The organism is Bradymonas sediminis, from assembly GCF_003258315.1.
GTDB lineage: Bacteria > Myxococcota_A > Bradymonadia > Bradymonadales > Bradymonadaceae > Bradymonas > Bradymonas sediminis.
Map to the genome: position 1 here is coordinate 4,659,218 of NZ_CP030032.1, position 25,668 is coordinate 4,684,885.

The window sequence follows — 25,668 nt, forward strand, 5'->3', positions numbered from 1 at the left end:
AGGGCGAAGGCCGACAAACCCAAAACCCCGCCAACGCGAATATCGGCGCCAACGCCAGGTTCGTCGCGCCCTCGCTTACGACCCAAGCGGGCTGGCGCGCCAGCTTTATAAACGCGTGCAGACCGTCGAATCGATGCTCGGTCCGCTGAGCGTCACGCACCCAACCATTGCCCAGACCGACCGCCTGCTAAATAACCCGCGCTTGGGAAGCGAGCGACACCAGACCATCACGTTGGCGCGCCGCGCCCTGCTCGGCCGATTCCCCGGCTTAAGCCCCGACGGCCGTGAGCGCGCCCCAAATATCTACACCCTGGCGCCGGAGCGCTGGGAGCAGGGAAGCGCTCATAAGGAACCGCTTGTGCGGTATTTGAAGGGGGATATTTGATCTGTGGGCGAATGAGGGGGAAGGTGAATCCTGTATAAACCAGTGACTCATAGCTATCCGCCGATTTCTAAAATTTATACCCCTTCCGAGATACACCATGTCTGACATCCCAAGCCTGATCATTCACGGGGGAGCCGGAAGCTCCCTTGGCGATCCGTCGCGCGCCGGCCGGATTCGAGACGCCTTATTTGCGGTGCTCGACCCGCTCTATGAGATGCTCCTGGCCGGGGCAACCGCAAAAGAAGCGGTGCTCGCCGGGTGCCGCATGCTCGAAGATGATCCGCTCTTCAACGCCGGGACCGGCTCGGCCATCCAGTCTGACGGCCAGATCCGCATGAGCGCGTCGCTGATGGACGGCGCCAGCCAGCGCTTTAGCGGGGTGATCAACGCCATGCGGCTGGCCCATCCGATCGACCTCGCCGCGCATCTTCAGGGCGAGCGAGACCGCGTGCTCGACGGCGCCGGGGCGCTTGAGCTGATGAGAGAGTTGGGCGTGCCGCCCCACGACCCGCTCGTCGAGCGGCGGTTTCGCCGGTGGCTGGACGAGCGCGAGCGCGGCTTCTCAAAAGACGCGGTCAATGTGGTCGCAGGCGAAGGAGATGATCGCGGACAGGGGACGATCGGCGTGGTCGCCCGGGATACCCACGGACGTCTATGCGCAGGCACTTCGACCGGCGGGCGCGGGTTCGAGCGCGTCGGGCGCGTCAGCGACTCGGCGACGCCCGCGGGCAATTACGCCGATAAGGCCTGCGCCGTCAGCGCCACCGGCATCGGCGAAGACATCCTCGACATATGCTTGAGCGCTCGCCTGTGCGTCCGCGTGACCGACGGGATGAGCCTCGAGCGGGCGCTGCGCCGAACTTTTGATGAGTGCCACAACCAGAACCTTCGCCTGGGCGCCATCGCCATCGGGGCCGACGGACGCATCGGGTGGGGCAAAACCAGCGATATTTTGCTGGCCGCCTACCGCGTCGGCGACCGGCAGGGTGACACGATCTCGGCGCCTGTTGGAACATATGTTGCGACCCTGTCGCCCTTACCCTAACTCGCAGATTTAGGACCCCAGGGCGAGTTCCAAGTACCCCCAGGTCGCGACTTTGGGACCCATGAACACACCCAGCCTCTGTCCTAAGTCCTGTTTGCGGGGCTCTGGACCCACCCACCCCCCACCCTTAACCCGCGTTTGCGGCACCCGGGGGGCACCTACCCCCCACCCCTAATCCGGGTCGGCGGGGCATCCGACCCACCCTGGCGGTGTCCCTGGTCCCGATTATGGGGATTTACCCATAGGTATAGGCGAAAACGCCGGCTCCGACGATGTAAACAGCACGGTGGTCCGCTGCCGCTGCAGATAGGTATCCATCCGCCACACCATGATGCTCCCGAGCGGTAGACAGCTATGTATACCATCCCACAAGCACTTCCCCCGCCTGCGCTCCAAGACCACAGCTTCCGCTGGAAGGTCGGGATCTGACAGCGCCGGCCTCAGCGTGCTTGAGACTGCCCTGCTCGATGAAGCGAATTCTATCAACCCAAGCTATAACCCCGTATCACGATCAATATAGATTTGAGAGTTTCCCGCTGCCCCGGTATATATAATGGCCAATCACAATACTCGTTAAAATAGGGGCGAGCCGTGGCGTTGGAGATACTTGAAGCACCCGAAGAAGCGTGGGCTGAGGAGTATGAATGGTCGGAGGGGGAGCGGTTTGAGCTGAAGGTTCCGCAGGATCGCTCGGCGCGGGTGATGTTGTTGCCGCTGTGGGGGTGGGTGCGGGTGGTTTATCGGTACCGCTTTACCTGGCATGTCGCGGATGCCGACACGATAGACCGGATCGACGCGGATGTTTTTGAGGGGCCGGGGGGACGCGTGCTCGTCGTTGCGCAATATGACGGCGTGGAGGAGGAGTTGCCGTTTGGTGAGGATGATTATACCCACAACAGCGGGGCAAATGTGTGGGAGGCACCGGCGCGGGTTGCCGAGGTGCCGCTGGAATTGGTGGATGTGGGGGGCCGGCGGGAGTTTCAAAATTGGCTGCTCGACGGTGTGGCACCGGTTGCTTCTCATTGGCATCGGTCGCGCGATATCGGGATCGATGCCCGTTTCGAGAAGGTGAGCGTGGTCGATCCCGCGGAGCTCGCCGATTGGCTCGTCGAGGCGGCGACGGAGCTTAAAGAAGAACTCGGGCTGGGCTGGCGAACGCGCGATATCAGCGTCGCCGACGCGCCGCGGATGGTCGTTCACTACCCGGACGGGCGCTTTCAGATCGGCGCGGTGGCCGCCTGGGCGCTGGGCTATGAGGGCCGCGTCGGGGGCGTCGATTTTATGATGGTGCTCGTCTTTGAGCGGTGGCGCAGCGGCAAGCTTCGCCAGCATGGGCAAATGGTCTGGGGCGACGCGATCGAAGCGGTGGTCGACGCCTACGGTGAAGAAGGGCTTGCCAGGCTTTTGACCGGTGTGCTCTTCGAGCGGAATGCGTGGAAATTGCAGGGGATGATGTATCCGTCGGAGTGATTTAGTTTGACACAGGTCTAGATGGGACGGTGAATTTAGGCTTCGACCGCAGTGAAGTCTTTGCGCCGCTGCCCATCAAATCCGATCAATTCGAAGCGTTTATGGAGTGGGAAGCCCGGCGAGAATTCAAATCGCGGGTGCGTAAAGATGGGTATAACTGGAAGCGGCGTTAAGTCCCTGTGTGTAGGTGCAAAAATTCGAAAGGAGTAATTAGATGAATAAACGAGAGCGTGTCAGTCAAATTTTGAGTCGTCTTGAATATACCGGTGAGGACCTATTGGATCTGTCGGACGATATCTGGCTGGGTATTGACCATAATAACCCCGATGAGCTTGAAGAAGGCGTTGCTTTTAAACGCGAATATAACAAGGCGATGACTGAATTTGCGCGAGTCTCCGAGAATATCCAACGCCTTATCGCTGACTTCACACAGGTCAAGGCGGACGACGAGGCAACGCCCGCCGACGCGGACTCCGACAATATCGAGCATGAACGCATTATCCGCGAACTCGACCGCACCGAAAGCCACACGCTCGATGAGGACTTCCGCTACAAACGCCCCTTTGGCTTCGTTTTTAAAGACCACGCCGTCAAAGACCTTCGCACATGGCGCGCGGTCTACGAGCATGCCTGCCATATGCTCGTTCGACTTCAGGGAGAGGCTTTCAAGCGCGTAACGGTGGCCGACGAATTTGCTACCAATCGCGGCAACCGAATCTTCGCAGACACCGGTGAAAATATGCGTCTCGGTGTCGAAATAAGCCCCGGGCTTTTCGCTGAAATGAACTTCTCCGCGAATGATATCCGCGACCGCATCAAGGAGTTATTGACTTTTTTCGGCTACGATTGGGGCTTGTTTATTGTGTATTTGCGAGAGGATCGGGACGCGGATTGATAGAGATAATAAAGGAGATGCCACGGCATTGTTTTGCTATATTGGCTTTGTTCGAGCGGTAACAAAACCACCGAGAAAACCTGACGAATCGACTGTCACGTAGGGCCTTGTTCCCAGAGGTAGCGGTCGATTTGCCAAATTTGAGTAGCACATTGAGCCGCATGCGTGATCGTTTAAGGCGTCCAACTGCCCCAAAAAAAACATTAAAAAAGGCCATGGAAAATGATCTGTTGTGGATTCTCGACGTCCTAAGCAAGAGGCATGACCATGACCTTCGAAAATGATAATCCGATCCGCGCTTATCTGGCAAACGTGACCTGTGCCCCCTGTTTCCTGCAAACCAAAACCCCAATGCTCGCGATATTAAACCCACTCGACATCTCGATCTCACCGCCCGAGATAATCGCTCTCTACATCCTGCTGCTCGCCGTTGTAACCGCTCTCTTGTATCTCTACCTCCGAATTTTAAGGAGAGGACGCGACCCAACGAGAGAAGGCTACCCAGTCGATGATGGCTCAGGTCGTAATGATAGATGGCGAGCGCCGCGGCCGTCCCTTGATGCAACGGGCTGGACCCTACTCGTTGACGGCAGTAATTTTGCTTATAGAGACCTCTATGATGGCTCAAAGGAGGTCCGCTTGAGCCATCTGCAGGACGTTCTCGACGCCCTCGGGCGCCGCTTCGAACACGCTGATATTCAGGTCTTCTGCGACGCCAATCTGCGCTATAAATTTGATAAAGAAGACAAGAACCAATTTCTGGCGCGGGTTAAATGCCCCAACCCTTCATTCCACGAGACGCACGGTAAAGCCGCAGATGAGGTTTTGTTAAAATACGCGCGCAGAAACCCTAATAGCATCGTCGTTTCCAACGATAGATTCCGCGACGACGACCAACTCCAACAGCGTGTGGGCGTTCCGCTGCTCAAAGTTGAGCTTGCAAATTCGCGGGTCTATTTGAAGCCAGCCGTTGACTTCTTCGGCGACCCAAATCAACCGTTTAAGAACTCTCGGACGCCACTGCGCAAATTGTTTGAATCCTGAGCGAGATCACGTTCTCATCAACTTTTTTGGATCGAGGCTTAATAAGGAGCGATCGCGCCCCCCTCACCGCCCCGCCCACTCCAACACCACATCATGCATCTGGCGAACGGGCGACCAGCGCCGCGCCTCGACCGATACCGGCGTGTACACTCCCTGGTAGCGATACGAGAGCGCATCTGCTTCTCGGGCCTCTTCTTCCTGGGTAAATACGAGGATCTGCTCGGCGTCCATCAGGGTGTCGAGGACCTCCCAGCCGTCGTATTGCCGGCTCGAGAGTGACCAGTGGAGCCGCATGTCGGCGTCTTGTGTGGCGTCGGATTCGCGGGCGTCCTCCAGGTGCCAGGCGGTGTCGGCGATAAAGAGCGCGCTGGTCTCGGGGCTGAGTATATGCGCCGAGGCGGCGTCCGGTTGGATGCCGACCGCGAGGTGCGCTTGCAGGGCGTCGGCGGTGTAGGATTCGTGGCGCTTAAACTTCGTCAAGAGGTGTTGGTCAGCGGGCGTGTCGTCTGGGTTGGAGGCGGAGTTTGGGGTCGAAGGGGCGGGTCGAAATGCGGGCGTTTGGGGCTCCAATCCGAAGTCGGCCAGCGCCTCCTCGAAGGCGTGTGAGCAATATTGGTTGAGCAAGAATGTCACAATATTCTGGCGAAGATGGGGGTCGCCGGTGATGGCGACCCAGGCGGCCGGGTCGAGGACGCCCACGGTGGTGTCGGGGCTGTGCTGGGTGGGGGAGGCGGGTGCCGCCGGGACGTCCTCGCAATATTGGCCCCAACTCATCACGCGCCAAAACCGATGGCGCTGCAATCGCCAGAAGGGGTATTGGGCCGTCGCCGAGCCGCCCAGCGGGGCGGCCCAGCGCTCCAGGAGTTCGGTGATGCGCTCTTTATGCAGGTCGAAGGACAGCACGTTGGTCTTCTGGCGCGTGCTCCACGCGATGATATAGAGCAGCAGCACCGCCTGCGCGGGGCCTTCGTCGTGGGTGCCGGGCAGGCGGAAGAATCCGCCGCCGAAGCCGTCGAGCAGGCGAAACCACTCGGTGGCGGTTTGGGCGTCGGCGTTGGTCCACAGAAGATCGAAGTCGGGGATGCGTGGCGGGGTTTTCATGAGATACTCTCGCTGGGGGATAGGGGCCGAGGTACGCCTGTATCATGCCCAGCGGGTGAGAAATCGTCAAAAGCACGTTGTTCGTGATGCGATCACTTAACGAAGAATTCCTGTTTCAACACCAGCCGCCATTCCCCCCACTTCTCACCAACTCTTCAGCCACTCCGCGCTATAATAGCGGTCGAGTGAATCCGGGAGCACCGTGACGATGGGGCCGTCGAAGTCGCCGCTTTTGGCCAGGCGGATGGCCGCGGCGACGTTGACGCCGGATGAGCCGCCGACGACGAGTCCTTCTTCGCGGACCAGGCGTTTGGTGACGGCGATGGCTTCTTCGTCGGGGATTTGCAGGGCGTCGTCGATGATGCTGATGTCGAGGGTGTCGGGGACCGTGGAGGAGCCGATGCCCTCGGCGGAGTAGGGGCCGTTGGGGGTCGGGGCGCCGTCGCGCACCCACCCGGCCAGCCCGGAGCCAACGGGGTCGGCGAGGATGACTTTGACGTCCGGGAGTTTGGCTTTGAGGCTTCGGGCGACGCCGGTGATGGTGCCGCCGGTGCCGGCGGCGCAGACAAACGCGGCCAGGTTATTGTCCATCTGGGTGAGGATCTCGGGGCCGGTGGTGAGCTCGTGAACGCGGGGGTTGGCCTGGTTTTGGAATTGAGCGGTTAGGAACCAGCCGTTCTCATCGGCCAGGCGTTGGGCGACGTTTCGGAAGTTGTTGGGGCTTGAGAGGGGGCCGGGTTTGCTCAAGACGATCTCGGCGCCGAGCGTGGCGAGTGCCTGTCGCTTATCTGCAGACATGGTCTCGGGCATGACACAAACGAAGCGGTAGCCGCGGGCGGCGGCGACCAGGGCGAGTCCCATGCCGGTGTTGCCGGCGGTGCCTTCGACGAGGGTGTCGCCGGGCTTGATGACGCCTCGCGCTTCGGCGTCGTCGATGATGGAGATAGCCGTGCGGTCTTTGATCGACCCGCCGGGGTTCATATGCTCACATTTGGCATAGATGGGGACCGGCAAATCCTGACTGATGCTCGTGAGTTCCACGAGCGGAGTGTTGCCAATATTGTCGAGAATGCTCTTTGTTCGCGCCGGAGTCGTCATTGAATCGCCTTGCCAGGTCTAGAGTTGATATTGTGTGAATGCCTTTGAGGTTTTTCCCAACCGTCGAACCTCTTAGGAGACACCACTTAAGTAGCAAATAAAGGGGCGTCTCTCCAACCTCAAACCGCGCTGCGCCGGTAGTTGCGGTAGCGCGGCCGCCAGAAATTGCGCTCGATGGACTCTTTGAGCTTCTTCTCGCTGGAGCGAAGGGCGACGTGGTCGACCTGTGCCTGGCGGCCCACGGCGAATGCGATGGCCTTGCTGAGCGCCTGAATCTCGGTGATCGGCGGGAGCAGCAACCTTTCGCCGGTGCGTACGATCGGTGAATATTCGGCGAGGGCGACGGCGGCGGCCATGAGCATATTGTCGGTGACGCGGGTGGCCTGGGAGGCGACGACGCCCAGCCCGATGCCCGGGAAGATATAGGCGTTATTGCATTGAGCGATGCGAATTTCTTTGCCGTCGCGCGTGACGGGTCCGAAGGGGCTTCCGGTGGCGACCAGGGCCTGGCCGTCGGTCCATTCGAGGATGTCGGCGGGGGTCGCTTCGGCGCGGTCGGTCGGGTTGGACAGCGGCATGATGACCGGGTGTGGGCAGTTTGCGTGCATCGTCTCGATGAGCTCTTTGCTGAAGAGGCCGCGCTGGCCGGACACGCCGATGAGGATCGTCGGCTTGGCGAAGGCGACGACGCTTGAGAGGGAGGTGTCGGGCCAATCGTCGAAGCTGCTCGAGGGGTGGGCGAGTCGGCGTTGGGTTGGGTCTAAGTCTTTGGATTGGTCGGTTAAGAGGCCGTCTTTGTCGACCATATAGATGCGCTGGCGCGCGTCGGCCTCGCTCAACCCCTGGGCCTGCATGGCGCTGATGAGCTGCTCGGCGATGCCGCAGCCGGCTACGCCTGCGCCGACAAAGGCGATGCGTTGCTCCCTGAGTTTGGTGTCATTGGCCATGCAGGCGGCAGTGAGCGTCGCCAGGCAAACCGCTGCGGTGCCCTGTACGTCGTCATTAAAGCTGCAGATCCGGTCGCGGTAGCGGTCGATGATCGGCATCGCCCGGTCCAGGGCGAAGTCCTCGAATTGCAGCAAGACGTTGGGCCAGCGGCGTTTGAGCGCCTGGATGAAGAGCTCGATAAACTCGTGGTACTCCTCGTCATTGATGCGCGGATGGCGCCATCCCATATACATCGGGTCTTCGAGCGCGACCTGGTTATCGGTGCCGACGTCCAAAAGGATCGGCAGCGTATAGGCCGGGCTGATGCCGCCGCAGGCCGTGTAGAGCGAGAGCTTCCCGATCGGAATACCCATCCCGCCGATGCCCTGATCCCCCAGCCCCAGAATGCGCTCACCGTCGGTGACGACGATGACTTTGACTTTATCTTTAGTGACGCTTCGCAGGATATCGTCGATCCGGTCGCGGTCCGGGTAGGAGACGAAGATGCCGCGATAGTTGCGGTAGATCTTTGAGAAGTTTTCGCAGGCTTCGCCGACCGTGGGGGTGTAGATGATGGGCATCATCTCTTCGAGGTTCTCTTCGAGCAGCCGGTAAAAGACGGTCTCGTTGTCGTCCTGAATTCCGCGCAAAAAGATATGCCGGTCGAGGTCGTTGGTGCAGCGAAGGTAGCGAGAATAAGCGCGCGCGACCTGCTCCTTAATGGTCTCGACCGTGCTCGGCAACAGCCCGATGAGGTTGAAGTCGATGCGCTCCTCGGGCGTAAAGGCGCTGCCTTTATTGAGCAGCGGGGAATCCAGGAGGGCAGGGCCTGCATAGGAGATATAGACGGGGCGGTCGGTCGGTTTGCTCATTTGATTGTTCTCTTCAATAGTTACTACGACAAAGCCGTTCAGGCGTAACACGAATAATTCCAGTGCTACACGAAGCCTCGCCCGAATGACCACCCCTAATTAAGTGTTTTTTGGGGGGCGCTACCACTTCGCGAAATGATCTTCGGCAAAGCCCCAGGCCCCATTGAGTGAAATGGTCTCATCGGGCAGATGGATCTCACCGTAAAACTGGCCGAAATGTTGGGTGAAGTTCGACTGCATAATTAGCACGTTGAGCTTCTCTTTGCGCTGGCCGCGCGGCGCAAAGGTGAGGTCGACGATGCCATCGGCCGAGCGCATCTTCCAGGGCTTCTCGGCTTGGTATCGGTCGAATTGAAAGTCCACCATGTCGACCTTGATGATGTGCCCGTCGAGCCACAGGGCGTTTTCAGTCACGCCCGTTTCGTTGACGCCTGCGGCGAGGTTTAGGCCGAGGAGTCGGCCATCTGGGAGGTGGCAGGAGAGGCTGCCCCAATTCCAAAACGTCTCCCGACGCATAAAGCCTGCGGTCCAATCGACCGCGGCCAGGGCGTTGATTTCATTCAAGTCAAACGCTCTTTTATCCCATTGGATGCGGCCTTCGCAGAGGTGTGCGGCGCTTTTTTGGGTGAATACCCAGCCGTCGTATCCGGCGCGTGAGCAGACCGCCAGCGGATTATAGGCAGCGGCTTCGTCGATCGTCGCGTCGATCTGGACGCGCCCGGCGAGGTTCACCTTGACGCGACGGGTTCCGGGGTCGGGGGTGGCGTGGATCGTGAGGCGAGCGTCTCCTTTTCGGAAGGTGCTCTCGCCGCCATTGGGCGCGGGGTCCATTGAGGTCTTTCGGGCAAGTGGCTGGAGAAAACTGAACTCCTCAAAAGCGCCGGTGGCGGGCTCGTATAAATAGACAAACGCGTTGCTGATCAGCTTGAGGTCGACGATCGCGAGGCCCACGATGAGCTGTTCGCTGGCGAAGCTGATGAATTGAAATTGGTTAAACCCCAGGCGTTTGGCCAGGGGGCCGCGTTTGCGGTCCATGGTCGTGCGCAGGTCGTAGTCGAGGTAGTTGATCTTCTCGACTCCGTCGGGGAAGACGCCAAAGACGGGTTGACCGTTGGGTTGGATGAGCTTTTCGAGGCGAGGCATAAGAGACTCATATTCGGGGTTGTCTGGGGCGTTTGAGATGGCCGGGTGTTTCGGGTTCTTCCGAGCGGGTGGGCGACCAATCTTGCCGGTTGCTTCGGCCCGTCGCTTCAATGATGAATGGGGCTGAGGCTATATGAATGCGGGTTGGGAGTAAATTCGGAATCCCTCGCAGGTCCCGCGCCCATTGTGTCTTGGGAGGAAGACAGTATAGATTTTGGGGCTCCGAGAGCCAGTATAAGAGGAAGATGGATAGGGCGGGCGATTGACGCCGGCTGATGGCCTTCATCTCGACCAATACGGAAAATGAGAGCGCTTAATTATGGAACAATCTCAGCCGGGTAGCTTCTTCTCAATCACATTCAGTAGGCCGCGAATCGGGCTTAGTGTCGGGCTAGCCAGCGGCGGCGCAGCGCGAGGGGTGGGTTCGTTTATCGCGCGCTTGTCTCAAAACGCGCAGATTGTGACGGTCACCCCGGAGGTTAAGGGCGCGTCTGAGTTCGATGAGGTCGACGGGTTTATCGTGTCGGCTGGGCCAGGGGCTGAGAGCTTCGCGCAGGAGGTTGCTCAACACCACGGCCCGCTGGCTATGGTGACGGACGCGCAACTCCAAGATGACGCCACTCGCCGCCACTTTTTGACCCGGGTCTTCGCGTTCGCGGAGCTTCGCGGGCTTAAAGAAAAGCCGTCGCGCGCGGCGTTGACCGACTTCCAGCGGCGCCACAAGCATGTGTTGATGACTTATAGCCAGCAGAAGATGCGCGCCCTGGGCGCGATTGCTGCTGACGCTGACTCAAGCGATGTACAAGCGGCCTACGAAGACTACGTGCGCACCTTTGGCGAGGCGCTTTGCGACGCGCCTACTCACGAGGCATGGGCCAACGCCGCACAGCATATGTACGGGCATTTTAAGCAACAGATTCCCGCGGATGAGAAGGCAGAGTTTCTCGATATGCTTGCCGACTATCGCGCCGAAAAGATCGGGTTTGAGGCGGTGCTTGCGCCGATTCGCGAGTGGTGTGCCCGCTACGAATATCATTATTTCGCGGACCAGACGCTTTTGGAGCCCTACCCGCGTGAGTTGGCTGGATGGCCTGAGGGCAGCGAGGGAGCGGTAGATTAAATGGCGTTTGCTTGAGTCGTGCAGCGCGTTTAGGCGGCCTCGGTCTCCAAGTCGCGCGGCTTTGCGGCGGGGACCTCGACGCCAAGGTCGCGGGCGTAGCGGGAGCGAAGATCTTCTGCGACTGCGCGTGCGCCGCGCTGGACCAGGTCGGCGTGGGGGATGGGCTCAAGCAGACGGACCTTCACCGTGCCGCCCTTGCAATAGATTTTGTCGCGGGACCACACCTCGGCGGCTCCGTCGATCACCATTGGAACGATGTCCGCGCCCGAAACCTCGGCCATGCGAAACGCGCCCATCTTAAATTTTGATGGCGCCCGGGAGCTGGTGCGGGTGCCTTCGGGGGAGATGAAGACGCTCAGGTCCTCATCGCGTATCCGCTGGCCCGCCTTCTCAAGCGAGGCGATGGCGCGCTCACGATTTCGCCGGTCCAAGAGCACCAGCCCTGCCAAATAGGCTGACCAACCCATGAACGGAATATAGAGGATTTCTCGTTTGACCACGGCGGTGCCGCCGGGGGTGTAGAGCGCGGTGACGATAAAGAGATCCAGGGTCGACGCGTGGTTAAAGGTGAAAACGCGCGGTGCGCGTCGCGACAACGCGCTGCAGTCACCTTCCAATTCCAGCTTCACTCCGGAAATTTTAAGCATTGTGCGTCCCCAGAAGCGGACCATCGGGCGAGTTATCTGCTCGGGGAATTTCCCGGCCGTGAGCAACATCGCGAAGACCATCGCGACGGTAAAAACGGCGGAGAAACTCCATGCCAAGCTGTGTTGAATCGTTCCTCGGATAAAGCCTTTCATCGGTGCTCTCTTCGATAAGTGTGGAGAAACCTTCGGCAAGCGCGGGGGCTGAGGGATTGATTCGCTCGTCGTGGATTGGGAGTTAGAAGTGCTCGTGTCTGTTGGGTTATCACAGGATTCGGCTGGCAAGATTTAGTAACCCCGTGGGGCGCAAAAGTCTATGGGGGCAGATTCCTGCGTCGTTAATGAGCCCCAAACGACGCCTGAGGCTGCTGGCGGGAAAACCCGCTTGCAAAATCGCGGCATTCGTCATTTATCGGGGGCGAGTTATTGGCTGTCAGAGATGCCCTATAAGTAAGCGATATCGATGCGAATTAAGCTAGAAGAGATCTTTCAGGAGTCATCGGGAACCCAGGCGATACGACGTCTCGTTGATGTGGTGCGCCCACCCAAGGGGGCGACCCCCCAGGAGATCGACGAGCGGCTGCATAAGCTGGTCGATATATTGCTGGCGAACCGTGATTTGCGCGCATCGTTCGATAGCGCGATTCGCGAGACTCTCTCGGAGTCGCGTCTGGTGCATGCGTTTGCCGAGAGCGGGATCTTGTCTCAGGCGGGGTTCTTTCGTGAAGTTCATGACCGGGTGCTCGGCCACCTGCTGCCGCGCCAAGTGCCCGAGGACGATATCCGCCATGTTATCGCGGAGCTGTTTCCGAAAAAGGATGACTGGCGCTGGGTTGGGGCGGCTTCGCCCGAGGCGTGGGCCGAACTCTTCGCCCTCACCGAGCAACAAAGCTCTTGGGAGCACCCCGACCGCGACCTGGCCGGGGCTATTCAGGGGTTGGCTCTGCGCATCGGGGCGCTCGGGATTGACGAGGAGCTCAACGCGAAGTTGGAAGATGTCGATAGCTACGATTCTCCGTTTCTCAACCTCGCCATTCACGCCCATGAGTTTTTGGAGCGCCACCATAGTGATGAGTCGGGTAACGACGCGTTTGACCTGCTGATTGAGACGGTCAACGAGTGTCGCGACCTCATCGTGTCGCTGCGCGAGAAGAGGTCGACCTACGGAACCAGCCTGCGGCTGACGTCGGTGTCGCGGCGCCTCTTGCAGCAATTGGACCGCCTGGAGCGGCTGGCTCATCTGATTCATCCCGATAGCTCCCAGGACCTTATCGCATGCTCGGTGCGGCTATTTATCGACCTGCTGGAAGCCGAGCAGAACGCGCATAGCGTGAGTCGTCTGGTGAAAGAGAGCGCTGATTTGCTGGCGTTTCAGATCACGGAGCAGAGCGCAAAGAAGGGGCAAAAGTATATCTCGGATACCCGGAAAGGGTATTGGAAGTTTTTGCGCGCGGCCCTTCAGGGCGGGGCGATCGTGGCGCCCTTCGGGCTGTTTAAATTCTACCTCTCTCAATTCCCCTTCTCGCTGGCCGCCCAGGCGCTGATTTATAGCCTGAATTACTCGGTGTGTTTCGTGTTGATCTACCTGACCGGGTCGATCCTTGCGACTAAACAGCCGGCGGTCACGGCGTCGGCGATCGCGAGCAAGATGGACGAAGCCACGTCTTCGGAAGGAGCCATCGAGGGCGTCGCGGACGTCATTATCTTGGTCTGGCGCAGCCAGTTTATCTCCTTTATTGGCAATGTCTTCGCAGCCCTGCCGGTGGCTGCGCTGATTGGGTTTGTGTTCGCGACCTGGGGCTCGGCGCCGCTGGCCGATGCGGACGGGGCGCGGTACCTGCTCGGGAAGATCCACCCCTTCGAATCCGGCGCCCTTTTCTACGCGGGCATCGCCGGCGTGGCCCTGTTTACCGCCGGTGTCATCGGCGGGGCTGTCGAGAATCGGGTGCTCTACACCAATCTGGAGAGGCGCATCGCTGAACATCCGGGGTTGCGCTGGTTGGGGCGAGGACAGAAGAAACTGGCGGTCTTCGTCTCCAAAAATACGGGCATGCTGACTGGCAACGTCGCCCTGGGGGTGATGCTCGGGTGCGCCGGGCCCATCGGGGTTATTTTGGGTCTGCCCTTTGATATTCGCCATATCGCGTTCTCTTCGGCGGAGGTGGGCCTGGCGACCTTCACCATGCCCCAGATCGCGCTGACGACCGTGGGCCTGGTGGCCCTGATTAGCGTCTTCGCCATCGGGCTGTTCAACTTCCTCGTCGCCTTCGTCCTCACCATGGTCGCCGGGCTTGCCTCACGCAGCGTGACCTTCGGGCAGACCCGGGTGTTGGTGGGCATTCTCGTGCGTCGTTTTTTGCGGCGCCCGTGGGAGTGGTTTTATCCGCCCAAGGAGCCGCTTTATCAGTTGTCGGAGAGTGTGTCGGAGGATGAGGTGGGAGGGGAGTGAGGCTTGAGGTTTTGGGGCGTGGGGGATTCGATTCGCGGGTTGGACGCGGTAGTGCGTGGGTCGGCGCCGTCGGGCGGGGCTCCGGGGGTTAAAGTAGAGTGACCGACGTGGTCGGGCGAGTCCTTTGCGGGTGAAATAGAGCGGCCGTACTGGTCGGGTAGCTTCCGTGCTGGTCATGCAAGCGTGGGGACTCCGTCAGGGGGCTATTTCAAATTGATAGAACCTAAACGACGGCGTGGGTGTGTGTGTTTTAGTTGCGCCGACGTCGTCGACCGCGGTGGCAAGGAAGGTTTAGTTTTTTTGAGGCTCCCCGACGCGGTCGTGTGGATTGTTTTAGGTAGGAAACAGGTCCTATACGGGGTCAGTTGGGGTATTTCAGTGATTTTAGGGTGCGTTAGCTCAATCGCTAGAAATTAAGTTTGAACGGCCAGTGTCGGTGCTTAAGCTCGGGGCGGCACGATACAATTCAAGGGTCTGAAGCTGTCCGGGCAGAGAGTCGAATGGTCGACGCTGGTGCTTGGGAGGACAATGCACGGAGGCATCTGTCATGGCAGCAATTTCGAAAACAACGGCGAATAGGCGTATGATCACCCATACGCTGGCCAGCTCGGTCGACACGCAGGGAGGACAATTGGCCGGAGCGCTAAATGCGGTGCTTTTTGAGGGGAATCCGCCGGACCCGCTCACGATGAGTGCGGTCATTGGGGCGGTGATTCGGGTGCTTCAGCGGGATTATGCGGAGCTTAATCGGCTTGATCAATTGGTTGCGAAGGAGAAAGCGCAGGCGGAGAAGAAGCGAGTGTTGCGTGACCAGCAGATCGCGCGAGTGCGCCAGCGTGTGTTCTCGATCCGGAGCCTGCTGGAGGGGAGTTTTGGCGGCGAGGCGATTCCGGCGATGGGGTTGGGTGGACGTACGCCGGAGGGGTGTGATGCGCTGATTACCCACGGGCGCAATATCCAGGCACAGCTCGAAGAGGGGCTGAGTTCGTATGAGACGCTGTTTGGGCTGGAGCGACCGAATCTGGGCGCGATGTCGGCGGAGTTGGGTCGAGATTTGGACCAATTGGAAGCTGCGGTAGATGCGGTTCGGGTTGAAGTGCGGGAGACCGAGGATGCGCAGGCGGCGCATAATCGGGCGAACGAGGCCTGGAGTCGTCACTACGCGCCGGTGGCGGGGATTTTGGAGAACCTGTATCGGTTGGCCGAGATGAATGCCCACGCGGATCGGTTGCGGCCGACGAGTCGGCGACGCGCGGGTTTGCCCGAAGCTGCGGATATCGAGGAGGGCATTAATGTTGCGGATATGCTGGCGGTGAGTGCGGATATACAGGCGGTTGAGTCGGCGATTAGCCGGGCTGAGAGTCGTTGATGGTGATGTGGTGGGGGGGGCTGGCGGTCAGTTTGATTCACCGGCCGGGCGAGCCGGCCGGGGTCTGTGGTGGTGGGGGGCTTGGCGGTCAGTCTGATTCACCGGCTGGGCGAGCCGGCCGGGGTCTAGCTAGATTGCTGGTGCGCAGCCCCCCTTCTGTCGCTTTGCGACATCTTCCCCGGAGGGTAAGAAATACTGTTGCTTGTGGGGGCGCTTCTGGGTGGCGACGTCGCGCACCCAGTGCGTCTTAGCGTTAGCTCACGCTCCTTTTGTGCGCCGGCCCATCACCGGAAATACCTCCTGGTCGGGGATTTCGCGTCCGGCGTGGGTGCCGCGCGGGACTAGCGCGTCGATGGCCTCTTCCAGCTCATCGTCAAAGTCGACGTCCAGGCACGCGAGCGCGTCTTCGGCCTGCTCTAGGGTGCGGGGGCCGATGATGACGGAGTCGATATAGTCGTTATTGAGAGCCCAGGCGGTGGCCAATTGGCTCATGGGGATATTGCGCGATTCGGCCAGGGGGCGAAGGGCTTCGACGACGCGAAGGCTTTCCTCGCGCCATTCGGCCTGCTTCATGCGTTTGTCGCCGGTGGACAGGCGCGAGCCTTCGGGCGGGGCCTGGTCCCATTTGTATTTTCCGGTGAGGACGCCGCGGGCCAGCGACGAGTAGGTGACGACGCCCAGGCCGTAGTGTTGGGCCATGGGGATGAGTTCGCGTTCGATGTCGCGGTTGAGGATATTATAGAGGGGTTGGACGACGTCGAGGGGTTGCCAGCCGTGCTGGCGGGCGACCGCGATGCGGTCGGCGACCTGCCAGGCCTGGTGGTTGGACACGCCGACATAGCGGACTTTGCCGCTGCGAACGAGGTCCTCCATGGCGCGCAGGCTCTCCTCGGTGCGGGTGTTGGGGTCGGTGAAGTGCATATAAAAGATGTCGAGATAATCGGTGCCCAGCCGGCGCAGCGATGCCTCGCAGGCGGCGATGAGATGGCGCGCGCTGAGGCCGCGGTCGTTGGGAAGATCGCTCATGGTGGCCCAGGCTTTTGTGGCGAGCACGACTTCGTGGCGGCGGCCTTCCATTAATTTACCGACGACCTCTTCGGAGGCGCCGAGGCTATACATATCGGCGGTGTCCCAGAAGTAGGCGCCGCGCTCAAGGCATGCGTCTGCGATGCGTCGGGATTCTTTGAGGTCGGTGCGCCCGCCGAACATCATGGTGCCGAGGCAGATGCGGGAGACTTTGAGGCCGGTTTTTCCGAGTCGTCGTGCGTTAGACATAAGCGAACCTTTTATTGGAGTGCAGGGTTATCGTGTTTGAAGAGTCGTGCTGAGCGCTGCGTATTATATGCAGAGGGCTCAAGTTGGGAATTCGTCTTTGACGCTGCGGCGCATGAGCTTTTCGAAGACCGAGGGGGCCAGGCGATTTGCCCACCAGGCCAGTTGAGCGGTGCGCCCAACCATGACCTGGCGTTGGCGTGATTCGACGGCGTCGACGATGGAGTGAGCGGCGACGTTGACGTCGATCTCTGCGGCGCCGTCGGCGGCGTCTCGGCGCATGGCGGTTTTGATATAGCTTGGGCAGGCGAGGGTGACCGAGACGCCGTCGCCGTCGACCTCGGTGCGCAGGGAGTCGAAGAAACCATGGAGCGCGTGTTTGCTGGCGGCGTAGGCGGTGCGACCGGTGAGCGGGGCGAAGCCTGCGACGCTCGAGATGGCGGCGATGCGTCCACGGTGTTGGCGGATAAGAGGCAGCGCTGCCTCGGTCATGCGCACGGCGCCGAGCAGGTTGACGTCGATGACCTGGGCGACCTGGTCGGCGTCGATATCTTTGAACATGCCGCGCAGCGGGATTGCGGCGTTATTATAGAGTGTGTCGAGGCTTCCGAAGGTCTTTTGGGCGGTTTCGACCGCGCGGTCACACTGCGCCTGGTTACGAACATCGCAGACAACACGCACGGCTTGGGCGCCCTGGGCGCGGGCCATCATATAGGTGCGCTCGAGGGCGTCGGCGTCGCGGTCTACGAGGACGAGTCGGTGGCCGCGGGTTGCGTGGGCCTTGGCCAGCGCGAAGCCCAGGCCGCCGCCGGCGCCGGTGATCATCACGACGCGTGAGGCGTCGCGCGCGAGTTTGCCCTGGCGATAGCGCTCGAAGGCTTGTTCGCTGGTGAATTGGGGAGTGAAGCCGAAGTCTTCTTTGAGGCGGGTGTTATCGAAGACCGGGCGGTATTTGAGGAAGAGGATCTGTTCGGGGCCGTAGGGGCCGACGCCGGCGGCGGAGAGGCCGGTGAGGGCGCCGCGGATCGCGAATTCGGGCAAGGCGACGTATTTTCCGCCCATGCGCGCGGCGATCTCTTCGAGGGTGAGCACGCCGTCGCCGGTGAGGTTAAAGATGCCAGATTGCTGGGTTTTTACGCCGTGGAGCAGGGCGCCGACGACATCTTCGTCGGAGATGATGCAAAAGCGTGAGTCGACGCCGCGAAGGCCGGTGACGATGGACCGCTCGAAGAGGCTGGTGATCTGGTTATCGGTGCTTGGGCCGAGGACCGTCGATACGCGGAAGATCAATTGCTGGAGTTCAGGGTGTTCCTCGCGGACCACGGCGAGTTCTTCTTCGACGATACGCTTGTGGTGTGCGTAGGCGAAGGCTTCGTTGCCCTGGACGGGGTCCTCTTCGACGAGGAGTTCGCGGTTGCGCGGGTGGTAGCCGTAGGCCGCGCCGCTGGAGGTGTAGATAAATTGTTCGGTGCCGGCGGCGAGGCAGCCGGCGATGACGTGGCGGGTGCCGCGCACGTCGACGTTGAATTGCATCTCGCGGTGGTCGCCGGGGGGCGGTGTGACGATGGCGGCGAGGTGGACCGCGACGTCAGGGCGAACCTCTTCGAAGAGTTTGACCACCGCTTTTTCATCACAAATATCGAGGTATCGCGCGTCGACCCGGTCGCTTTCGGCGAGGTCGGCGTCGATATCGCGGATGTCGGTGGCGATGATGCGGTCGATGCCGTGTGGCTCATCTTCGACGAGCTTTCGCAGGAGGTATGAGCCGACGAAACCGGCGGCGCCGGTGATCAGGAGTGTTCGTTGCGTAGTCATAATTTAATTAAGCGAAATGAGCGAGATAAGAAGCAATTAGAATGGGTGAAGTGCTGTAATTATGAGGCTGTTCGGCTCCAGATGGTCGCCATGGTCAAGCCGGCGATGACATGCCAGATGCCCCACCAGCCGGCAATAACGGCCATACCTCCGAGCCCATCAAAGAAGGCGAAGGTGAGCACGAGGCCGAGACCGGAGTTTTGGATGGCGACTTCGATGGCCACCGCTCGCACGTCCTCTTTGGGTAGTCGCGCGGCTTTAGCCGCGGAATAGCCGACCGCCCAGGCCAGGGCGTTGTGCAGCGCGACTGGCAAGAAGATGATGCCGATGACCGCGACGAAGGCAGAGAAGTTGGACTGAAAAGCGATCGTGACCAGGGCGATGAATAGGAGGATGGATAGGATCTTAAATGGTTTAAGGGCGCGGTCAGCGAGGGTGGGGAATTTCGCGCGCAGGCTCATCCCGGCGATAAGGGGAAGGCCGAGCAGGATGAGCACGTTTAGGAACATGTCGAGCGGGTTTAGGTTGAAGTCGGTGAGCAGCGCGGCGGTGTCAGGAGACATCGAGCCCCAGAAGGAGACGTTGAGGGGGGTCATAAAGACGGCGGCTGCGGTCGAGACCGCGGTTAACGAGATCGAAAGGGCGGTGTTCGCGCGGCTGAGGTGGGCGATGAGGTTGGAGATATTGCCGCCGGGGCACGATGAGACGAGGATCATGCCCAGGGAGATGCTCGGGGGGAGTTCCAGGAGTCGAGTGAGTGCCCAGGTTGCGGCGGGGAGCAGGAGAAATTGGGCGAGCATGCCGATCAGGGGGGCGCGGGGGCGCTTGGCGACCTCGCGAAAGTCGGAGACGCGCAGCGACAGCGCGATGCCGAACATGATGAAACCCAGAATTAGGTTGAGCGCGAGGAGGCTGCCCGGGTCAAAGTTCAGCGAGATGGCGTCAATCGATTCAATCATCAGGTGGCTCGTAAGACAGAGAGATAGCCCAAGAGATGACGGGCAGGCCCAAGGGCTCTGAGCAGGTGTGGCGTGTGGCCACCCAAACGCTCTTCGAAGGCGACCGTGGAGTCGCCGCTGAACCAGTCCGTTGCAGCACTGTCGCATATTGGCGCGACTTAGAAAACTCAGGTTGGGCAAAGCGCGGTTATCTGAGGGGCGTCGCAGGGAACATGTGATTGATAAATTTGGCCGATCGGTTAAACTCGGGGCATCAAGAATCTGTTCGGACAAAGCCGCCGTTAAGCAACGATTGAATATCCTCGAGGTCACCCATAGGATCGCCGATGAATCAGCCCGTAGAGAGCACTGTCGCACATCAAGCCAAGATGAAGAACGCGGAGGGGTTTGCCGGTGAGCAGATTCCGCGCGGCGAGCCCGGAGAGGTCATCGACCGAAGCGGGCGAGTGTGCGTGATCGGGGCGGGGCCGGCGGGTCTGACGACCGCGCGTGCGCTGGCCCGGAACGGCGTGCTCTATGACCAATTCGAGCGCCACAGCGATGTCGGCGGGGTGTGGGATATGGATTCGGAGTACGCGAATATGTACGAATCCGCGCATCTTATCTCGTCGAAAGCGTCGACGCAGGTCGCGGATTTTCCGTTGCCGGAGGAGGCGGCGGATTATCCGAGCCACCGCGTCATTAAGCGTTATTTTCGGGACTTCGCCGAGGCGTTTGGCCTCTATGAGCGCATCCGCTTTGAGGTCAGCGTGGAGCGGATTGAGCGCGATGGCGACGGGTGGACGGTGGAGTTGGATACGGGCGAAATCTATCGCTACGACGCGGTGTGCATCGCTAATGGGCATCTAAACGACCCGAATTGGGCGGAGTTCCCGGGGGAGTTCGACGGCGAGATATTTCACTCCTGCGATTATCGAAGCGCGGATGTTTTTAATGGCAAGCGCGTGTTGGTGATCGGAGCGGGGAATAGTGGTTGTGATATCACCGTCGACGCGATTCATCGGGCTGAGTCGGTCGATCTGTCGATGCGTCGCGGTTATTATATCGTGCCCAAATATATTCTCGGGGTGCCGGCGGCGGACTTCGGCTCGGGCTCGAGCAAATTGTCAATGCCGATGTGGTTGAAGCAGCGGTTGGACGCGAAGTTATTGCGCACGCTTTATCCGGACCCGCGCAAATACGGCATCCCCGAACCGGATCATAAGTTGTATGAGTCGCATCCCATCGTGAACTCGCAGCTTTTGTATCACCTGGGCCACGGCGACGTGAGCATTCGACCGAATATCGCGCGCTTTGAGGGGAAGACCGTTCATTTTACGGACGGTAAATCGGCGGAGTACGATGTGGTCGTGATGGCCACCGGCTATAAGCTGACGTTCCCGTTTATCGACCGCGATCATTTTACGTGGCGCGCGGGCGGCAAGGCGCCGAATCTGTATCTCAATATCTTCCACCCGGAGTATGATAATCTGTTCGTGATGGGGTTGATTGAGTCGGACGGCGGCGGCTGGGAGATTCGGGCGTCGCAGGGCGAGGCGGTGGCGAAGTTTTTGTCGGCCCAGAAGAGCGATCCGGCGAAGGCGGCGCGTTTTCGGGAGAAGAAGCGCGGTCCGGCGCCCGACACAACGGGCGGGGTCGACTTCTCGAAATTCGAGCGGATGGCGTATTATGTGCGCAACTCGGTCTATCGGGCGAGGATGGAGGAGTTATTGGCGTGGTTTGAAGAGGCCTAGAGTTCGTAGCCTTTTGCGTCCGCGTGTTTAGCATTGTTGCCAATGCGGCCCCGGTATCTTCTGCATGTCACGCCAGCGGAGGAGAGCGTCGCTTGTTTGTCTGCAGCGTGTGTGATTCAAATGAGAGTTAAAGGAGCATCCATGAAACGCGTCTCAATCGTTCTCTTCGCTCTATGTCTCCCGGCCTTCATTAACGGCTGTCACTTAACACAGGCTGAGGCGAAGTCGTCCAGTGGGTTTGAGAACATAACCCAGGCATCCGTCGCCAAGCTGCGAAATACGGGCACCGTTCAGGGAGAAAATGCGGGGGATCTCAGCGTTCAAATCGAGATCAAAGCCGAACCCCACAAGGATAACGCCACGGCCCCCGGTGATTTTGAGACCGATTTTGAGATTAGGGTGATGCGAAAGGGCCAACCGGTGTCCGACGCCACCGTGACCGTGCAGGCTTATAGAGGTCCTGCGGTGAAGTTGCGGTTCGACGAGGACGAGTACGAAGCCGAAATTAAGGGCTATTACGGCGCATATCGCGTGGACATAACCGCGGGCGCGGAGCGCGTGGAGGGGGTGTATCTGGCGAGCCCGGCGATTGTGACCTTCAGCTCCCACAAGCATCAAGAGCGGGTTTCGGCTGGGTCCGACCTGAAATTGAGCTGGAAGGCCGACAACCCAAGCGCCGACCGCACGCAAATCGAAGGCGATGAATTCAGGGCCGTGACCCTCAAAAAAGGCGCGTCTTCCTATACTGTTTCAGCCGCATCGCTGGACAACGATGAGGAGGACGAGTTCAAGATCACTCGCGTCAATGAGATGGAGCTACCCGGGCTGGCCAACGGTTCAAGCTTTATGATCGAGGTTGAGAACGAACTTGAGCTTCGACTGAAGCGCTGAGTCCTAGGAGGTTGAGCCTGAGGGGTTGCCGCAATCAGTCGGCCTCAACGATCGCCTAGGGTTGAGTGCTTGCCTCGAGTTCAGTGGGTTGCTTTTCGGATGCGCGGAGCAGCATCGCGTCGAGGGTGACCCCGCCTTTGGGCCCAAACTCAAGGGTGGTGATGGGATAGGGCATATCGATATCGTTCTCGGCGAAGACCTTGGCGACGGCGATAATGGCCTCGCTCTGAGGGGCTAAGAAGTCGACGTGCACGTGGAAGTTCACCCAGAAGCGCAGCGTGCCGTTGAAGGTTGAGGGGCCGATCTCGGTATAGAAGAACTCGATGGGCTGGTCTTTATCGACGGCTTCGAGGTTTTGAACGGCTTCGATGGCCAGGCGGCGGGCTTTTTCGTGGTCGTCGGCATAGGAGACGCCCAGACTGATATCGATGCGCCGCTTATGATTCCATGAATAATTGGTCAGCGGGCTGTTGAGGATTTCCTTATTGGGGACATGCACCAATTGCCCCTGGGTTGTGCGAATGACCGTGGAGCGCAGGTTAATGTCGTGCACTCGGCCGTAGAAGCCCTTGCATTCGATCATATCGTCGATGCCATAGGGGTGTTGGATCGAGAGGATGACGCCGGACATGAAGTTGGCGGCGATATCTTGGAAGGCAAAACCCAGCGCCAAACCGATGACACCGACACCGGCGAGCAGGGAGGTGACCGTGCCGTCCAATTTGAGGATGCCCAGGGCGATAAAGATGCCCGTGGTTAGGATGGCGACGCCGGCGGTGGTCTCGATGAGGCCGATGACTGCGCGGTTGGTGGTGATGCTTGTGAGGGTGCGGTTAATCACCCGGCGCACGACCCAGCCAATGAGATAGAACGCGATGAGGATGAGAATCGCCGCGACGAAATTCGGCAGCATTTCGATGGCGCTACTGAGCCACCCGCTGAGCTTCTCGGTGAGGAGTACGTACGCTTTTTCGATGCCTAGTTCCATAATAAGGGCGGGTCCGAGGTTTTGAGGGGTTGCTGGCGGGCTGATTCTATCGATCTGATGGCCGGGGGCAAGTGTGAAGCAAGAGCATTGTTCCTTTCTCTTCTGGTGACAATCTTGGAAGATATCCTTTGCGCCCCACACAATCTATCGGAGCTCTTTAACGATGAAGCCGATTCTAGTTGCTTATGGCTCGTTGGCGATCGCGATTATCTGCGAAGTGATCGGCACGACTTTTCTGATGGAGTCTGAGCAGTTTACCCGTATCGGGCCAACCCTGACGATGGCGGGGCTGTATGTCTGCTCTTTCTACTTCTTGTCGCAGACGTTGAAAATAATTCCGCTGGGCATCGCTTATGCGATCTGGGCGGCGGTGGGCATTGTGCTGACCGCGATGATTGGCCTGGTGGTGTTCAAGCAGACGCTGGACGTGGCCGCGGTGTTTGGGATTGGGATGATTATCGGCGGGGTGCTGGTGATTAATCTCTTTTCACGGTCTTTGGGGCATTGAGCGCAGGGAGGCGTGTGGCCTCCCTGCGCTCACATTAGGCTGGAGGCGGGATAACTACGCGCACCGTTTGCTCCGGCTGATCGAGGGTGAACTCAATCGTCTGGCAGCTGGGGTTGCTAATATGGCTCGCCTCATCCTCAAAGAATTCGGCGCCGTAGCAAAAGGTTGCTTTGAGGGTTTCGCCGGCGGCGAGTTCGGGGGTGATACAGTGGTCCTGGGGGTCTTGGTACCAGACGCGGCCGTCCCACTGATATTGGCGGGAGTCGCCGTCTTCAAAAAGGGTGCTCGAAGCGCTCGGGGCTGCACAGGCTACGTCGCATAGCGCGCACGTGCCGGTGGCCATCGCCTCGCAACTGCAGACGCCGCAATCCTGGCCTGGCCGCACGGCCTCGCCGTTACGTTCGATCGAGAGCCAGAATTGTTGTTCGAAGGAGCAAGGCCCCTGATTATCTACGGATTTATATGCGTAGAGTTGGGCGCCCGACTCATTTTTTAGTTCGAAGTTTATTTGGTAGCTCATCGTGCCGGCGTCGGTGCCAGTGTCGGCTGACGCGTCGGCGCCGGTGTCGGTTTGGGTTCCGATATCCCAGCCGCCGGTGTTCTGGCTGCGATCGTTGGAGCAAGCCGTCAGGGTGACTGCGATGAGTCCTATAACCAGCGCTTTTGTCACGTTCTGCATCGTTGTCTCCAGGGGGGCGGCGGCCAGGCGGTATTGTGCTGTGCGTTGAGGAGCGCCCATCACGGGCGCTCCTTTCTAAGTGGCGAAGGCCTTCGTTTAGCCGGCATGAGGGCGAGGGGCTGGTGCGGGTTGGAAGGCGAGTTGTGGCTGGTCGGAGGCGTTCTCTTCGGCTTTGCCGATGAGCTCGGTAAACTTCGAGGAGATCTTCCGAATGCGTGCGTCCCACGTGGGGTCGGGGGTGACGCCGACGATCTCGTAGTGATAGGTCGTCAGGGTATAGGCCATGGCGAAGGGCTCGAAGAAGGTGGCCTTGATCGCCCACGAGGCGATGGCCGCGACGATGACGGCGAGGACGGTCAAAACAGTGCCGACGTCGGTGCTGCCAAGGGTGGCGCCGATGATGCCGGCGGGGACCAGAAAGACCAGGAAGAGGACGAAGCCGAGGACCTTGCCGAGCACCCAGGTTTTTGCGGCGGTGATCAGGATGGGCTTGTAGCATTGGGCGTATAACAGGACGCCGTGGCGGGCGCTGTTCCAGACGTTCTTTTCGCCGCGATAAATGGCGTAGGAGAGGATGGCCTCGTCGACGTAGGTCAACGAGCGGGTCAAGATTTGGGTGATGATGTTGACCAGGTTTCTTGCCGAACCGGGGAGGGGCAACCAACTGCTGATGCGCAGGGCCTTTCGCTGCAAGGCTTTTAGTGCGCCTGTCACCAGGGTGTCGAGGGCAAAGAGCATGCTGACGTCTTTGAAATTCTCTTTGATGATCTGCTGGCCATATTTAAATTGGCCCATCCCGTCGGGGAGTTTGCCGCCCTTGAGCAGCTCGGTCATCGCCGCGATATGGGCGCCCTTGACCATATAGAGCAGGTAGCGTTGGGCCCATTTGCTCAGCCCGCCGAAGAGCGCCAGGCCGATGAATACCAAGATAAAGGGGAGCACGGGAATTTTGAGGAGTACTCCGGTCACGAACGCCAGGCCTGCGAAGATGCCGAACCAGAGCAAGGCGACCACAAAAAAGGTTGTGTAGACCGCCACGTTTACGCCGATATACGGCAGCGTTCGGGTGATCAGCATGACCGCTGTGCTCCAATAGCTGACGTTCTGAGAGCTCATCTTAAAATCTCCGCGTGAGAGTCTTAATTTAAAAGGCGCCGCCACTGCGTCGAGGAGGCTTGGGGGTTGTGTCGGGCGAAAATGGCGATTCGGTTGGATAGTGTACCAAATAACCCGAAGGTTCAAAGCCGGATTCGCAGGGAAG

The 25,668-nt window shown here is 59.7% G+C and carries 22 protein-coding genes; 11 read left to right on the plus strand and 11 right to left on the minus strand.

Annotated elements, in window-relative coordinates; all coding sequences use genetic code 11:
• Positions 1–115 precede the first annotated feature (115 nt).
• The 5 genes from DN745_RS17545 (at position 116) to DN745_RS19440 (ending at position 4,839) form a co-directional block, all read left to right on the plus strand.
• Positions 116–385: a hypothetical protein gene (locus DN745_RS17545; RefSeq protein ID WP_111336925.1), complete on the plus strand. Its 270-nt coding sequence runs from the start codon at positions 116–118 to the stop codon at positions 383–385.
• A 97-nt stretch (positions 386–482) separates the two neighbouring features.
• A complete protein-coding gene (locus DN745_RS17550) occupies positions 483–1,430 on the plus strand; it encodes an isoaspartyl peptidase/L-asparaginase (protein WP_111336927.1) in 948 nt (315 codons plus the stop codon).
• Between the two features lie 597 nt (positions 1,431–2,027).
• Positions 2,028–2,900, plus strand: a complete 873-nt coding sequence (locus tag DN745_RS17555; protein ID WP_111336928.1) for a hypothetical protein — start codon at positions 2,028–2,030, stop codon at positions 2,898–2,900.
• A gap of 214 nt (positions 2,901–3,114) precedes the next feature.
• The gene (locus DN745_RS17560; RefSeq protein ID WP_111336929.1) at positions 3,115–3,795 is read left to right on the plus strand and encodes a hypothetical protein; all 681 of its coding nucleotides are present in this window, start codon (positions 3,115–3,117) and stop codon (positions 3,793–3,795) included.
• A 267-nt stretch (positions 3,796–4,062) separates the two neighbouring features.
• The gene (locus tag DN745_RS19440) at positions 4,063–4,839 is read left to right on the plus strand and encodes a hypothetical protein (RefSeq protein WP_133621896.1); all 777 of its coding nucleotides are present in this window, start codon (positions 4,063–4,065) and stop codon (positions 4,837–4,839) included.
• 63 nt (positions 4,840–4,902) lie between these two features.
• Here DN745_RS19440 and DN745_RS17570 read toward each other — a convergent pair whose 3' ends face one another.
• The 4 genes from DN745_RS17570 to DN745_RS17585 all read right to left on the minus strand — a co-directional run bounded on the left by DN745_RS17570 (position 4,903) and on the right by DN745_RS17585 (position 9,980).
• On the minus strand, positions 4,903–5,940 hold the full coding sequence (locus DN745_RS17570) for a phosphorothioated DNA-binding restriction endonuclease family protein (protein WP_111336931.1): 1,038 nt from the start codon (positions 5,938–5,940) through the stop codon (positions 4,903–4,905).
• A 144-nt stretch (positions 5,941–6,084) separates the two neighbouring features.
• Positions 6,085–7,038 (minus strand): PLP-dependent cysteine synthase family protein, encoded by a 954-nt coding sequence (locus tag DN745_RS17575; protein WP_111336932.1) that lies wholly within the window; start codon positions 7,036–7,038, stop codon positions 6,085–6,087.
• A gap of 119 nt (positions 7,039–7,157) precedes the next feature.
• Positions 7,158–8,837, minus strand: a complete 1,680-nt coding sequence (locus DN745_RS17580) for an NAD-dependent malic enzyme (protein WP_111336933.1) — start codon at positions 8,835–8,837, stop codon at positions 7,158–7,160.
• A 120-nt stretch (positions 8,838–8,957) separates the two neighbouring features.
• Entirely contained in the window at positions 8,958–9,980 is a 1,023-nt protein-coding gene (locus DN745_RS17585; protein ID WP_111336934.1) for a DUF2804 domain-containing protein, read from the minus strand.
• 439 nt (positions 9,981–10,419) lie between these two features.
• On the opposite strand from DN745_RS17585, the gene DN745_RS17590 reads away from it, so the two are divergent.
• Positions 10,420–11,100 (plus strand): YbgA family protein, encoded by a 681-nt coding sequence (locus DN745_RS17590; RefSeq protein ID WP_162687763.1) that lies wholly within the window; start codon positions 10,420–10,422, stop codon positions 11,098–11,100.
• Positions 11,101–11,129: 29 nt separating this feature from the next.
• Here the strand turns inward: DN745_RS17590 and DN745_RS17595 are convergent, their stop codons facing one another.
• Complete coding sequence (locus DN745_RS17595; protein ID WP_162687764.1) at positions 11,130–11,864, minus strand: lysophospholipid acyltransferase family protein; 735 nt, start codon at positions 11,862–11,864, stop codon at positions 11,130–11,132.
• A gap of 343 nt (positions 11,865–12,207) precedes the next feature.
• Between DN745_RS17595 and DN745_RS17600 the strand changes: the two genes are divergently transcribed.
• Both DN745_RS17600 and DN745_RS17605 read left to right on the plus strand, forming a co-directional pair.
• Positions 12,208–14,193, plus strand: coding sequence for a site-specific recombinase (locus DN745_RS17600; protein WP_111336939.1), 1,986 nt, complete (start codon positions 12,208–12,210; stop codon positions 14,191–14,193).
• Positions 14,194–14,776: 583 nt separating this feature from the next.
• Positions 14,777–15,562 carry a hypothetical protein gene (locus tag DN745_RS17605; protein WP_111336941.1) on the plus strand — a complete coding sequence of 262 codons (786 nt, stop codon included), beginning with the start codon at positions 14,777–14,779 and terminating at the stop codon, positions 15,560–15,562.
• 258 nt (positions 15,563–15,820) lie between these two features.
• Here DN745_RS17605 and DN745_RS17610 read toward each other — a convergent pair whose 3' ends face one another.
• From DN745_RS17610 to DN745_RS17620, 3 genes are all read right to left on the minus strand, one after another.
• Positions 15,821–16,837, minus strand: coding sequence for an aldo/keto reductase (locus DN745_RS17610; RefSeq protein WP_111336943.1), 1,017 nt, complete (start codon positions 16,835–16,837; stop codon positions 15,821–15,823).
• 78 nt (positions 16,838–16,915) lie between these two features.
• Positions 16,916–18,649: an SDR family oxidoreductase gene (locus DN745_RS17615; RefSeq protein WP_111336945.1), complete on the minus strand. Its 1,734-nt coding sequence runs from the start codon at positions 18,647–18,649 to the stop codon at positions 16,916–16,918.
• Between the two features lie 59 nt (positions 18,650–18,708).
• Positions 18,709–19,608, minus strand: a complete 900-nt coding sequence (locus DN745_RS17620; RefSeq protein WP_111336947.1) for a bile acid:sodium symporter family protein — start codon at positions 19,606–19,608, stop codon at positions 18,709–18,711.
• Positions 19,609–19,934: 326 nt separating this feature from the next.
• Between DN745_RS17620 and DN745_RS17625 the strand changes: the two genes are divergently transcribed.
• Positions 19,935–21,341 carry a flavin-containing monooxygenase gene (locus tag DN745_RS17625; RefSeq protein WP_204355033.1) on the plus strand — a complete coding sequence of 469 codons (1,407 nt, stop codon included), beginning with the start codon at positions 19,935–19,937 and terminating at the stop codon, positions 21,339–21,341.
• A gap of 141 nt (positions 21,342–21,482) precedes the next feature.
• Entirely contained in the window at positions 21,483–22,232 is a 750-nt protein-coding gene (locus DN745_RS17630) for a hypothetical protein (protein ID WP_111336951.1), read from the plus strand.
• 55 nt (positions 22,233–22,287) lie between these two features.
• Here DN745_RS17630 and DN745_RS17635 read toward each other — a convergent pair whose 3' ends face one another.
• A complete protein-coding gene (locus DN745_RS17635; RefSeq protein WP_111336953.1) occupies positions 22,288–23,220 on the minus strand; it encodes a mechanosensitive ion channel family protein in 933 nt (310 codons plus the stop codon).
• Between the two features lie 163 nt (positions 23,221–23,383).
• Between DN745_RS17635 and DN745_RS17640 the strand changes: the two genes are divergently transcribed.
• Complete coding sequence (locus DN745_RS17640; RefSeq protein WP_111336954.1) at positions 23,384–23,728, plus strand: DMT family transporter; 345 nt, start codon at positions 23,384–23,386, stop codon at positions 23,726–23,728.
• Between the two features lie 34 nt (positions 23,729–23,762).
• Here DN745_RS17640 and DN745_RS17645 read toward each other — a convergent pair whose 3' ends face one another.
• On the minus strand, positions 23,763–24,467 hold the full coding sequence (locus DN745_RS17645; protein WP_133621895.1) for a hypothetical protein: 705 nt from the start codon (positions 24,465–24,467) through the stop codon (positions 23,763–23,765).
• 36 nt (positions 24,468–24,503) lie between these two features.
• Positions 24,504–25,523: a hypothetical protein gene (locus tag DN745_RS17650; protein WP_111336957.1), complete on the minus strand. Its 1,020-nt coding sequence runs from the start codon at positions 25,521–25,523 to the stop codon at positions 24,504–24,506.
• Positions 25,524–25,668 lie beyond the last annotated feature (145 nt).